The following is a 12,255-nucleotide window of genomic DNA, read 5'->3' as shown; positions in this document are numbered from 1 at the left end:
CCCTCCGGAGCGACATGGCGCCGCCCCGCCGATCCTGGAGGACGGCGGGCTCGGCAACGACAACACTGACTAGCGGGCCTGCGATTCCTCGGCCTGGCCCTCGGTGTCCGGGCGGATGTCGATCCGCCAGCCGGTCAGGCGCGCGGCCAGGCGGGCGTTCTGCCCCTCCTTGCCGATCGCCAGCGACAGCTGGTAGTCCGGCACGATCACCCGGGCGGAGCGCTGGGCGGCGTCCACGATCTCCACGCTGGTCACCCGCGCGGGCGACAGGGCGGCGGCCACCATCTCCCGGGGGTCCTCCGACCAGTCGACGATGTCGATCTTCTCGCCGTGCAGCTCGCCCATCACCGCGCGCACCCGGGAGCCCATCGGGCCGATGCAGGCGCCCTTGGCGTTCAGGCCCTGGCGGCGCGACCAGACCGCGATCTTGGTCCGGTGGCCGGCCTCGCGGGCGATCGCCGCGATCTCCACGCTGCCGTCCGCGATCTCCGGGACCTCCAGCGCGAACAGCTTCTTCACCAGGCTGGGGTGGGTGCGCGACAGCGTCACCGAAGCCCCGCGCACGCCCCGGCGAACGGCCACCACGTAGCACTTCAGCCGGGTGCCGTGCCGGTAGTCCTCGCCCGGGACCTGCTCCTGCGGGGGCAGGATGGCCTCCAGCTTGCCGATGTCGACCAGCACGTTCTTCGGGTCGTTGCCCTGCTGGACGACACCGGTGACGATGTCGCCCTCCTTGCCCGCGTACTCACCGAAGGTCTGGTCGTCGGCGGCGTCGCGCAGACGCTGCATCATCACCTGGATGCCGATGCTGGACGCGATCCGGCCGAAGCCGTTCGGGGTGTCGTCGAACTCCTTCGGCTCGACACCCTCGTCCAGCTCCGCCGGGTCCTCCATGGCCCACACGGTGACGTGGCCGCTCTTGCGGTCCAGGTGCACCCGGGCCCGGCGGCGCGAGCCCTCGGTGCGGTGGTACGCGGTGAGGAGGGCGGACTCGATGGACTCGACCAGCAGGTCGAAGGGGATGTTCTTCTCGTTGACCAGCGTGCGCAGGGCACTCATGTCGATGTCCACGGCTACGCCTCCTCGTCTTTCGTCACGTTCGTCATGGTCGTACGGCACTCGAGGGTCACTCGGCGCCGTCCTCCCCCTCGTCGAAGTCAGCGGCCTCGTCCAGGAGCTTCTCGTCGTCCTTGCGGTTGAACTCGACCTGGACCCGGGCACGGGCCACCTCGGCGTACGCCAGACGGCGCTCCTTCGGGCGGCCACGGCCCTTCACCGGCTGCACCTCGACCAGTGCACCGTCCTCGTCGGCCTCCAGCACCCGGGCGACGATCTCCCCGCCGTCCACCAGGTGGATCTTGGCCAGCCGACCCTCGGCGCGCTGCCAGTGCCGGGGCAGGGCCAGCGGGCGCTCCGCACCCGGCGAGCCGACCTCCAGCAGGTACGCGTCGTCCCCCATCAGGTCCGACTCGTCCAGGGCCTCACCGACCACCCGGCTGAACTCGGCGATGGTGTCCATGTCCACGCCGCCATCGGTGTCGACGTCGATCTGGACCTGCCGGCGGCTGCCCGCCCTGGTGACCCTGACGTCCTCCAGATCCAGTCCGGCCTGCTCGGCCAGCGGCTCCAGCAACGCTCGCAGCCGGTCGGTGTGGGTGGTGCTCATCCGGGTGGACTCCTCGGCCGCGTCTGCTGTTGTCAGAGGTCGCCCCGCGCCCCCGGTGTCACGCACCGGATCACGGCAGCTCGGCCCAAAGCCTATCCGGTCAAGCCCCCAACCACCGATTCCGGACCTCCGCCGACCGCGCGCACACCATCCACTGCGAGCAAGCTCACACCCGGCACCGCATCCCCGAACCGGGCCCGGGAACGTGGGGATTCTGTAATCATTCACGCCAACGAGGGCAGGCGGGGAGGCCGTCCTCCCGTACCCGCCCGGAGTGATTCCCGATGCAGCCGCCCAGCCGACGGACCTTCCTGGCCCTCGGACTGCTCACCACCCTCGCCGCCTGCACCGCCGACCCGGGCGGCCGCCCGGCCGACCCCACCCCGCCCCAGGACCCGGACACCCCCGCGCGCCTCCGGGCGATCGCCGACACCGACCTCCTGCTCGGCGCCTACGACAACCTGCTCACCGTCGCCGGCGCCCCGACCGCCCTGCTCCAGCCCCTGCGCGACGACACCGTCCAGCACCGCACCGCCCTCGTCCAGGGCCTGCCGGCCGCGACCCCCTCCCCCACCAGCACCCCGTACCGCTCCCTGCCCACGCTCCCCGAGCTGGCCCTCATGGAGCACCGGACCGCCGAGTCCCACCTCTACGGCTTCGACGAGGTCAGCCCGCCCCTCGCCCGGCTGCTCGCCTCCGTGTCCGCCTCCAACGCCCTGCACGCCGCGGCCCTCGGCGACCAGACCCCCATCGGCACCCCGGCCGGCCACGCCCGCGCCGAACGCGCCGCCGACCCCGGCCCGGCCCTCCAGACCGCCCTCAGCGCCGAACACGCCGCCGTCTACGGCTACGGCGTGGTCGGCGCCCACCTCCCCGACGACCCCCAGCGCACCGACGCCCGCACCACCCTCGCCGCCCACCAGGCCCAACGCGACGCCTGGCAGCGCCTCCTCACCGCCGCCACCGCCGCCCCCACCCCGGCCGCCGGCGGCTACCAGCTCCCCTTCCCCGTCGCCTCCCCCGCCGACGCCACCAAGCTCGCCGTCCACCTGGAGACCCGCCTCACCGCCACCTACGCCGAGCTGGTCACCACCCTCCCCGCCTTCCACCGCCCGCTCGCCGCGACCGCCCTGCGCGAGACCGCCCTGCGCGCCCGCCGCTGGGGCGCCCCGCCCACGGCCTTCCCCGGCATCCCCGCCACCTGACGCGGCGGGCACGCGGGGCAAGGGCCCGCACGCCCGCCACCCCGAACCCTCCCGAAAGCCCCGCACCCGCTCCCAAACCCTGACAATGGACCCATGTCGGGAGCCGAACCCACCATCACCGTCCCCAGCCGGCTGACGAACTCCGTCACCGCCACCCACGGCGAGAGCGGCCGCCAATGGCTGGCCACCCTCCCCGCCAGGGCCGCCGCCCACCTCGCCGCCTGGGACCTCACCCTGGAACGGACCCTCGACCCCGGCGGCAGCCTCAGTCTCGTCGCGTACGTCCACCGCGACGACCTCTCCCCCGCCGTCCTCAAGGTCGGCCTCCCCACCCCCGAGACCGCCCACGAGCACACCGCCCTGACCCAGTGGGCCGGTCGCGGAGCCGTCCTCCTGCTGGACGCCGCCCCCACCGAGGGCGTCCTCCTGCTCGAACGCCTCCACGGCGAGATCCCGCTGCGCTCCCTCGCCGAGCCCAAGGCCATGCTGGAGGCCACCAGCCTGCTGCACCGCCTCTGGACGGAGCTCCCCGAGGGCCACCCCTTCCCCGCCCCCGCCCAGCGGATCGCCGCCACCGCCCGCCTGGCGGAGCGCCCCCACGCCGCCACCGAGGCGCGGCAGCTGATCGACGAGGCCCTGGACACCGCCCGGGCCCTGGCCGACTCCGCCGACGAGTCCTTCCTCCTGCACGGCGACTTCCACCACGGCAACGTCCTGGCCGCCGACCGTGCCCCCTGGCTGGCCATCGACCCGCGACCGCTGGCCGGCGAACGCGCCTTCGACCTGGCCCGCCTCGCCCTGGACCGCGCCGACACCCTGTTCGGCTCCCCCGGCGCCCCCGCCGCCGTCCGCCGCCGGCTGGGCCGGCTCTCCGAAGCCCTTGAGGTCGACCAGGACCGCCTCCGCGGCTGGACCCTCTTCCGCGCCGTCGACCTCGCCCTCCGTGCCCTCGCCGCGGACCGCCGCGAGGACGCCGAGCTCTACCTCGAGTTCGCCAACACCCTCTGACCCGAAGGCCGTTGAGGCTTCTAAGCCCCGAGCGCCCCGCTCTCGGCCCCGCGCAGGGGCAGCCGAGCCCCCATCACCGCGTACAGCCGCTCCGTCGCCGGGAACTGCACCGCCCGCGCCAGGTCCCGGTACCCCAGCGCCCGGTACAGCCGCCGCGCCGGCGTCTCCGCGTCGATCGCCGAGAGGATGCTCCGCTCCAGCCCCGATCCCTCGCACAGCGTCCGGATGAGCCGCGAGCCGATCCCCTGCCCCTGGAACTCCGGCAGCACGTGCAACTCGGTGACGGCGAAGACCCCGTCCAGCCAGTCCCCGTACCCCCGGGCGGTCAGGTAGGGCTCGATCACCGTGCTCCACCAGTGCTCCCGCTGGTTGGGCATCCCGTACCCGAACCCGACCAGCTGCCCCCCGCTCATCGCCCCGAGCGCGATCACCCCCGGCTGCAGGGCGTGCCGCCCCACGATGTGCAGCCGCACCGCGACCTCCTCGGGCGTCAGCCCGAACGCCACCGCCTGGACCTCCAGCGCCTGCGGCGCCCAGGCCGCAAGGTCGATGGCCTCGATCGTCACCCCGGTCAGCTGATCCATGCTCCGGACGTTACTACCAGCGGCCCCGCGGCGCGGCCGAAGATCCCAACAGCCCCCGGCCCGGAACCTCGCGACCCACCGCACGGCCCGCCGCGGGCCCCTCAGAACAGCACGCTCATGAACGCCCCGACCTCGCGGAACCCCACCCGGCGGTACGCCGCCCGGGCCCGCAGGTTGAAGTCGTTGACGTACAGCGACACCACCGGCGCCACCTCCCGCAGCGCGACGTCGAGGACCGCCGCCATCCCCGTCTCGGAGAGCCCCTGCCCCCGGTGCTCCGGCGCGACCCAGACCCCCTGGACCTGGCAGGCCCCCTCCGTCACCGCCCCGATCTCCGCCTTGAAGACGACCTGCCCGTCCTCCCCGAACCGCGCGAACGACCGTCCGGTGGACACGAGTTCGGCCACCCGGGCCTGGTAGAGGAGTCCGCCGTCCCCCGCCAGCGGCGACACCCCCACCTCCTCGGTGAACATCGCCACGCACGCCGGCATCAAGGTCTCGACCTCGTCGCGCCGCACCCTGCGCACCAGCGGATCCGGCGCGATCTCCGCCGACGGCACCGAGGTCGCCAACAGCGGCTGGTGCGCCCGCACTTCCCGGGCCGGCCCCCAACTGCGCTCCAGCAGCGCCCAGAAGGCCGCCGTGGCCGCCGCCGGCCCGACGATCGAGGAGCAGCGCCGCCCCTGTCGGCGGGCACGCTCCGCGAAGGCCGCGACCGCCTCGGACCCGGCGTTGATCAGGACCAGGTTCGCCCCGGCGTAGCAGAGCGCGTCCAGCACGCCCTGCCCGTCGTACCAGCCCCACAACTCCCCGCCGAGCCGCCACGGATCCAGCCCGACGGCCTCGACCCTGGTCGCGACGAAGGCGTTGGCGACCGGGTCGCGGTGGAGGATCTCCAGGGCGTCCGGGAGGTCCGGAGGCTCCAGCACGCGGGTGGTGGCCAGGGCCCGGGCGGCCTGGAAGGAGCTCGGGAGCATCACACCTCGATCGAGCATCGAGACAGCACCTCACTGAGACGACTCTGGCCGCACCCTATCCGTGGCCCCACCCGGCTACGGCCGCGGGGCCGTCCGCGAACGGACGGCCCCGCTTCCGGAGAACACCGCACGGGCGCTCCCGCGCGGTCAGGACTGCCGACAACCCACGGCTGTCGGGACGAACGACGACCCACGAACGGCGAACCGCGCGGGGTTACTCCCCGGCGACCACCGTCGGCGCCCCCGCCTCGACGCCCGCCGCCCGCATCTGCTCGGCGAGCTTGAGCGCCTCCTCGATCAGGGTCTCGACGATCTTCGACTCCGGAACGGTCTTGATGACCTCGCCCTTGACGAAGATCTGCCCCTTGCCGTTGCCGGAGGCGACCCCGAGGTCGGCCTCGCGCGCCTCGCCCGGGCCGTTCACGACGCAGCCCATGACGGCCACCCGCAGCGGCACCTCCATGCCCTCCAGCCCGGCGGTGACCTCCTCCGCGAGCTTGTAGACGTCCACCTGGGCGCGCCCGCAGGACGGGCAGGAGACGATCTCCAGGCCGCGCTCGCGCAGCCCGAGCGACTCCAGGATCTGGTTGCCGACCTTGATCTCCTCGGCCGGCGGCGCGGAGAGCGAGACCCGGATGGTGTCGCCGATGCCCTCGGCCAGCAGCGCGCCGAAGGCGACCGCCGACTTGATGGTGCCCTGGAAGGCCGGGCCGGCCTCGGTGACGCCGAGGTGCAGCGGGTAGTCGCAGGCGGCGGCGAGCTGGCGGTAGGCGTTGATCATCACGACCGGGTCGTTGTGCTTGACCGAGATCTTGATGTCGCGGAAGTCGTGCTCCTCGAACAGCGAGCACTCCCACAGCGCCGACTCGACCAGCGCCTCCGGGGTGGCCCGGCCGTACTTCTCCATCAGGCGCTTGTCCAGCGAGCCGGCGTTGACGCCGATCCGGATCGGGACGCCCGCGTCCTTGGCGGCCTTGGCGATCTCGCCGACCTTGTCGTCGAAGGCCTTGATGTTGCCCGGGTTCACGCGCACCGCCGCGCAGCCGGCGTCGATCGCCGCGAAGACGTACTTCGGCTGGAAGTGGATGTCCGCGATGACCGGGATCTGCGACTTCTTGGCGATGATCGGCAGCGCGTCGGCGTCGTCCTGCGAGGGCACGGCGACCCGGACGATCTGGCAGCCGGACGCGGTGAGCTGGGCGATCTGCTGGAGCGTGGCGTTGATGTCCGACGTCACGGTGGTGGTCATCGACTGCACCGAGACCGGGGCGTCGCCGCCGACCGGCACGTTGCCGACCATGATCTGCCGGGAGTGACGGCGCTTGGCCAGCGGCTTGAGCGGCAGGGACGGAATACCGAGCGAGATCGCGGTCATGTGCGCAGGGTTCCCCGGGGTTGAGGTGTGGTCGACCGCCCGGCCGTGACACGGCCGAGGCCGGGCGCGCTGACGATCGCGCACCCGGCCTCCACGGTACGGCACCGCCATGGCGCCCAGCACACCCGTGGTACCCGAACGCCCTAACTGATCTTCACCGGGTTCACCAGGTCGGCGACCATCACCAGCAGGGTGAAACCGATGAAGATGCTGGCCACCACGTACGCCACCGGCATCAGCTTGGCGACGTCGAAGGGGCCCGGGTCAGGCCGCCTGAACAGCTGTGCGAAGCGGCGCCGCACCGCCTCCCAGGCCGCGCCGGCGATGTGCCCGCCGTCCAGCGGGAGCAGCGGCAGCATGTTGAAGAGGAAGAGCGACAGGTTGATGCCGGCCAGCAGGTTCACGAAGATCGCGATCTTCTGGGTGGCCGACTCGTGCAGGGAGAACACCTCGCCGCTGACCCGGGCGGCGCCGACCATCCCGATCGGCGAGTCCGGGTCGCGCGGGGCGTCCCCGACGACCGCGGTCCACAACCCGGGGATCTTGCCGGGCAACGCGAGCAGCGACTTCACCCCGTTCTCGGCCATGTCGTACATCCGGTCGACCGACTGCCCGAACCCCAACTGGACCACACCGCTCGCGGGAGTGAACCCGAGGAACCCGGCCTGGAGGGTCTGGCCCTTGAGCGGGACGCCGTTGCCGTCGTACTTCTGGACGTCGTTGACCGCGATGGTCGGGTTGAGGGTGATCTGCTCCCCGGCCCGCTCGACCACGACCGGCACGGTCAGGCCGGCCGACCGGCGGATGTCCGCCTGGAGCTGCTCGTAGGTGCCGATCCGGTCGCCGTCGAAGGAGAGGATCCGGTCGCCCGCCTTCAGTCCGGCCTGGGCGGCCGGTGTCTGCGGGGCGCCCTCCGGGCAGGTGTCCCTGGGCTGGCCCACCTTGACCAGGCACTTCTCGACGGAGCTGACCGTCGGCACGCTCATGTTGACGCCGAAGCCCATCATGACGGTCAGGAAGAGCCCGAACGCCAGGATCAGGTTCATGAACGGCCCGGCGAACATGACGATCATGCGCTTCCAGGGCTTGCGGGTGTAGAAGAGCCGGTCCTCGTCACCCTCCTGGATCTCCTCGTAGGAGGCCTCGCGGGCATCCTCGATCATGGTGCGCCAGGGCGAGCTGCTGCGCTTGGTGATCCGGCCGTCCTCGCCCGGCGGGAACATCCCGATCATCCGGATGTACCCGCCGAACGGGATCGCCTTGATGCCGTACTCGGTCTCGCCCTTCCGGCGCGACCAGAGGGTCGGGCCGAAGCCGACCATGTACTGGGGCACCCGGATGCCGAACAGCTTGGCCGTGGAGAGGTGGCCGAGTTCGTGCCAGGCGATCGAGACGAGCAGCCCGATGACGAAGACCAGGATGCCGACCACCGTCAAAACCGTTGCCACCGCTGGTCCTCCGTCATGCCGCTCCGCTCATCGTTTCGTCCTACCGCAATCGGGGTCGTCAGCCGACCGTCAGCCGGCCGCCAGCTCGCGGGCCCGGGCGCGCGCCCAGTCCTCCGCGTGCAGGACGTCCTCCACCGTCAGGGAAGTTCCCGACGCCGAACCGCCGTCCCGCCGGCCGTGCTCGGCCACGACCTTGGCAACAGTGTCCACGATTCCGGTGAAAGCGAGGCGGCCCTTCAGGAACGCCTCCACGCACTCCTCGTTGGCCGCGTTGAACACCGCCGGACTGGTACCGCCCAGGGTGCCCACCTCACGGGCCAGCTCGACCGCCGGGAAGGCCTCGTCGTCCAGCGGGAAGAACTCCCACGTGGCGGCCTTGGTCCAGTCGCAGGCGGGGGCGGCGTCCGGCACCCGGTCCGGCCAGCCCAGGCCCAGCGCGATCGGCATCCGCATGTCCGGCGGGCTCGCCTGGGCCAGGGTCGAACCGTCGGTGAACTCCACCATCGAGTGCACCACCGACTGGGGATGGACCACGACCTCGATCCGGTCGAACGGCACGTCGTACAGCAGGTGCGCCTCGATCACCTCCAGGCCCTTGTTCACCAGGGTGGCCGAGTTGATCGTGACGACCGGGCCCATCGCCCAGGTCGGGTGCGCCAGCGCGTCCTGCGGGGTCACGCCGGCCAGCTGGTCACGGGTGCGGTTGCGGAACGGGCCGCCGCTGGCGGTGACCACCAGCTTGCGCACCTCGGCCCGGGTACCGCCGGCCAGCGCCTGGAACAGCGCGGCGTGCTCGGAGTCCACCGGCACGATCTGGCCCGGCTTCGCCACCGCCTTCACCAGCGGACCGCCGACGATCAGCGACTCCTTGTTGGCCAGCACCAGCACCCGGCCCGCCCGCAGCGCGGCCAGCGTCGGCCGCAGACCGATCGAACCGGTGATGCCGTTCAGCACCGAGTGGCACTCCAGGGCGGCCAGCTCCGTCGCCGCGTCCGGACCCACCAGCACGGTCGGCAGCGGACCGCCCGCCGCCTTCGCGGCCAGCGCCTCGCGCAGCGCCGGCTCGGCCGCCGGATCGGCCACCGCCACGGTGTGCACACCCAGCCGCACCGCCTGCTCGGCGAGCAGCTCCACCCGGCCGCCGGCCGCCGACAGGGCGACCACCCGGAAGCGGTCCGGGTTGCGGAGCACCACGTCGATGGCCTGGGTGCCGATCGAACCGGTGGAACCCAGGATCACCAGCTCCCGGGGGCCGGAGGGGTCCGCCACGGTGGGCGTGAAGCGCAGCTGCGGGTGGGCGAGCGAAGTCATGCGCCCATTGTGTCCTGTCCGCGGCACCGCCCCCGACCTCCGCGGGGTTCCCCGGACTCCGCCGAGCCCCCTGGTCCTTCCCGGCCCCGCACGGCCTTTTCCGGGGTTCCCCGGGCCGCCGCGCCCCGTCCGGGCTACCGTCGGAGCCATGCGTACCGTCATCGCCGGGGGCCACGGACAGATCGCGCTCCGGCTGGAACGGCTGCTCGCCGCACGCGGCGAGCGCCCCGCCGGAATCATCCGCCGCCCCGAACAGGCCCAGGACCTCGTCGACGCCGGTGCCGAGCCGCTGCTGCTCGACCTGGAGGCCGCCACCGCCACGCAGCTCGCCGGGCTGCTGACCGGGGCCGACGCGGTGGTCTTCGCCGCCGGCGCCGGACCGGGCAGCGGCGCCGCCCGCAAGAACACCGTCGACCGGGACGCCGCCGTGCTGCTCGCCGACGCCGCCGAACTCGCCGGAGTCCGCCGGTACGTGATGGTCTCGACGATGGCCGCCGACGCTGCGGCGCACCACCCCGACGAGGTCTTCGAGGCCTACCTGCGGGCCAAGGGCGCCGCCGACGACGCCGTCCGATCCCGCACCGCGCTGGACTGGACGGTGCTGCGCCCCGGGCGGCTCACCGACGGCCCCGGCACCGGCCTGGTCCGGCTCGCCCCCTCGGTCGACCGCGGCACGGTGGACCGGGCCGACGTGGCCGCCGTCCTGGCCGCCGTGCTGCACGAACCCCGCACCGCCGGACTGACCCTGGAGCTGGTCGCCGGGAACACCACCGTCGAGGAGGCGGTCGCCGCGGCCGCCGGGCACGACGGCTGAACCCGCCGGGCGCGAACGCGAGGAGGGCCCGGTTCGGCCGAACCGGGCCCTCCTCCACGACACCGCTACGGCGCCGTCACGGGCTCTCTCAGAGGTCGAGGCCGCTCAGGACCATGACCTTCTCGACGGTGTAGTCGTCCATCGCGTACTTGACGCCCTCGCGGCCGACACCGGAGTCCTTGACACCGCCGTACGGCATCTGGTCGGCACGGTAGGACGGCGCGTCACCGATGATCACACCGCCGACCTGCAGCTCCCGGTGGGCGCGGAAGGCGGTCTGGAGGTCGTGGGTGAACACGCCCGCCTGGAGGCCGAACGCGGAGTCGTTGACGGCCGCGAAGGCCTCGTCCACGCCGTCCACCTTGTGCAGCGACAGCACCGGGCCGAACACCTCGGCCTTGGCCAGGATGGCGTCCTCGGACAGCTCGGCCAGCACGGTCGGAGCGTAGGTCGCGCCCTCGCGGGTCCCGCCGGTGAGCACCTTGGCGCCCTTGGCGACCGCGTCCTCGACCCAGGACTCGACGCGCTTCGCGGCGTTCTCGTCGATCAGCGGGCCGACGTCGGTCGCGTCGTCGCTCGGGTCACCGGTGACCTGCGCCTTGACCTTGGCGACGACCTTCTCCACCAGCGCGTCGTACACCGACGCGTCGGCGATCACCCGCTGCACCGAGATGCAGGACTGGCCGCCCTGGTAGTTGGCGAACATCGCGATCCGGGTGGCCGCCCAGTCCAGGTCGGCCTCCGAGGACCAGTCGGCGAGGACCACGGCCGCGGCGTTGCCGCCGAGCTCCAGGGTGCAGTGCTTGCGCGGCACCGAGTCCATGATCTGGTAGCCGACCTTGTCCGAACCGGTGAACGAGATCACCGGCAGGCGCTCGTCCTGCACCAGGGCCGGCATCCGGTCGTTCGGCACGGTCAGGATCGACCAGGAACCGGCCGGCAGGTCGGTCTCGGCCAGGATCTCGCCCAGCACCATCGCCGACAGCGGCGTCGACGGAGCCGGCTTCAGGATGATCGGGGCGCCGACCGCGATCGCCGGGGCGACCTTGTGGGCAACCAGGTTCAGCGGGAAGTTGAACGGGGCGATCCCGAGCACCACACCGCGCGGGAAACGGCGCACCAGCGCGAAACGGCCCACGCCGCCCGGGTCGGTGTCCAGCCGCATGGTCTCGCCGTTGGTGCGGCGCGCCTCCTCGGCGGCCCAGCGGAAGACCGACACCGCACGGCCGATCTCACCGCGGGCCCACTTGATCGGCTTGCCGTTCTCGGCGCTGACCAGCTGGGCCAGCTCCTCGGTGCGCTCGGTCAGCCGCTTGGCCACGTGGTCCAGGGCGGCGGCACGCTGGTGCGCCGGGGTGGCGGCGAACACCGGCAGAGCGGCGACGGCGGCGTCCAGCGCCTCGTCGACCTGGGCCTCGGTCGGGATGCTCACCCTGCCGACCAGACGGCCGTCCCAGCTGTTGTGCACCTCGAAGTCGGCGTCACCGCTCGCCCGGCGGCCGGCGAGCCAGAAATCGTACGTGGTGGTCACCGTGGTACCGGCCCTCTCCTCGTCTGTCCTACGGCCCACGGACGTGGGACCCGGATTTGAGGGTAGGCGGGGCGGCGCACCGACCGGATTGGCCGACTAGGAGCGTTCGCACCCGGGGTCACTCCACCGCGTCCTACCGGGGTGGGGGGCCCCCGCCCCCCCCCCCCCCCCCCCCCCCCCCCCCCCCCACCCCCCCCCGCACCCCCCCCCCCCCCCCCCCCCCCCCCCCCCCCCGCGGGCCCCCCCCCCCCCCCCCCCCCCCGGCCACGCCCGGCGGGCGCCACCGCCCATACCACGCCGCGGCGGCGCGGTAGGGCAGCGAACCACCACCCCGCA

At 73.0% G+C, this 12,255-nt stretch carries 11 protein-coding genes; 3 read left to right on the top strand and 8 right to left on the bottom strand.

Going from position 1 to position 12,255, the window contains the following annotated elements:
* Positions 1-69 precede the first annotated feature (69 nt).
* Together nusA and rimP are read right to left on the bottom strand one after the other, a co-directional pair.
* Positions 70-1,071 (bottom strand): transcription termination factor NusA, encoded by a 1,002-nt coding sequence (nusA, locus tag ACIQ87_RS36770; RefSeq protein ID WP_360354326.1) that lies wholly within the window; start codon positions 1,069-1,071, stop codon positions 70-72.
* A gap of 55 nt (positions 1,072-1,126) precedes the next feature.
* Complete coding sequence (gene rimP, locus ACIQ87_RS36765; RefSeq protein WP_402415800.1) at positions 1,127-1,666, bottom strand: ribosome maturation factor RimP; 540 nt, start codon at positions 1,664-1,666, stop codon at positions 1,127-1,129.
* Between the two features lie 284 nt (positions 1,667-1,950).
* Here rimP and ACIQ87_RS36760 point away from each other — a divergent pair, with 284 nt between their 5' ends.
* Together ACIQ87_RS36760 and ACIQ87_RS36755 are read left to right on the top strand one after the other, a co-directional pair.
* The gene (locus ACIQ87_RS36760; protein WP_402415797.1) at positions 1,951-2,871 is read left to right on the top strand and encodes a ferritin-like domain-containing protein; all 921 of its coding nucleotides are present in this window, start codon (positions 1,951-1,953) and stop codon (positions 2,869-2,871) included.
* 93 nt (positions 2,872-2,964) lie between these two features.
* Positions 2,965-3,879, top strand: a complete 915-nt coding sequence (locus ACIQ87_RS36755) for an aminoglycoside phosphotransferase family protein (RefSeq protein WP_402415795.1) — start codon at positions 2,965-2,967, stop codon at positions 3,877-3,879.
* A gap of 20 nt (positions 3,880-3,899) precedes the next feature.
* Here ACIQ87_RS36755 and ACIQ87_RS36750 read toward each other — a convergent pair whose 3' ends face one another.
* The 5 genes from ACIQ87_RS36750 to dxr all read right to left on the bottom strand — a co-directional run bounded on the left by ACIQ87_RS36750 (position 3,900) and on the right by dxr (position 9,574).
* Positions 3,900-4,463: a GNAT family N-acetyltransferase gene (locus tag ACIQ87_RS36750; RefSeq protein WP_402415793.1), complete on the bottom strand. Its 564-nt coding sequence runs from the start codon at positions 4,461-4,463 to the stop codon at positions 3,900-3,902.
* A gap of 101 nt (positions 4,464-4,564) precedes the next feature.
* On the bottom strand, positions 4,565-5,440 hold the full coding sequence (locus tag ACIQ87_RS36745; RefSeq protein ID WP_402415869.1) for a GNAT family N-acetyltransferase: 876 nt from the start codon (positions 5,438-5,440) through the stop codon (positions 4,565-4,567).
* Positions 5,441-5,654: 214 nt separating this feature from the next.
* On the bottom strand, positions 5,655-6,815 hold the full coding sequence (gene ispG, locus ACIQ87_RS36740; RefSeq protein ID WP_402415790.1) for a flavodoxin-dependent (E)-4-hydroxy-3-methylbut-2-enyl-diphosphate synthase: 1,161 nt from the start codon (positions 6,813-6,815) through the stop codon (positions 5,655-5,657).
* 143 nt (positions 6,816-6,958) lie between these two features.
* On the bottom strand, positions 6,959-8,263 hold the full coding sequence (locus ACIQ87_RS36735) for a M50 family metallopeptidase (RefSeq protein ID WP_402415788.1): 1,305 nt from the start codon (positions 8,261-8,263) through the stop codon (positions 6,959-6,961).
* A 69-nt stretch (positions 8,264-8,332) separates the two neighbouring features.
* Positions 8,333-9,574 (bottom strand): 1-deoxy-D-xylulose-5-phosphate reductoisomerase, encoded by a 1,242-nt coding sequence (gene dxr / locus ACIQ87_RS36730; RefSeq protein WP_402415785.1) that lies wholly within the window; start codon positions 9,572-9,574, stop codon positions 8,333-8,335.
* A gap of 148 nt (positions 9,575-9,722) precedes the next feature.
* Between dxr and ACIQ87_RS36725 the strand changes: the two genes are divergently transcribed.
* The gene (locus ACIQ87_RS36725) at positions 9,723-10,388 is read left to right on the top strand and encodes an NAD(P)-binding oxidoreductase (RefSeq protein ID WP_402415783.1); all 666 of its coding nucleotides are present in this window, start codon (positions 9,723-9,725) and stop codon (positions 10,386-10,388) included.
* Between the two features lie 88 nt (positions 10,389-10,476).
* Here the strand turns inward: ACIQ87_RS36725 and ACIQ87_RS36720 are convergent, their stop codons facing one another.
* Positions 10,477-11,919 carry an aldehyde dehydrogenase family protein gene (locus tag ACIQ87_RS36720; protein ID WP_402415780.1) on the bottom strand — a complete coding sequence of 481 codons (1,443 nt, stop codon included), beginning with the start codon at positions 11,917-11,919 and terminating at the stop codon, positions 10,477-10,479.
* Positions 11,920-12,255: the final 336 nt, after the last annotated feature.

It is taken from the genome of Kitasatospora sp. NPDC096204, from assembly GCF_044763205.1.
Classification (GTDB): domain Bacteria; phylum Actinomycetota; class Actinomycetes; order Streptomycetales; family Streptomycetaceae; genus Kitasatospora.
Note: the sequence above shows the minus strand (reverse complement) of the source record. Positions and strands in the feature narration are given on the sequence as shown.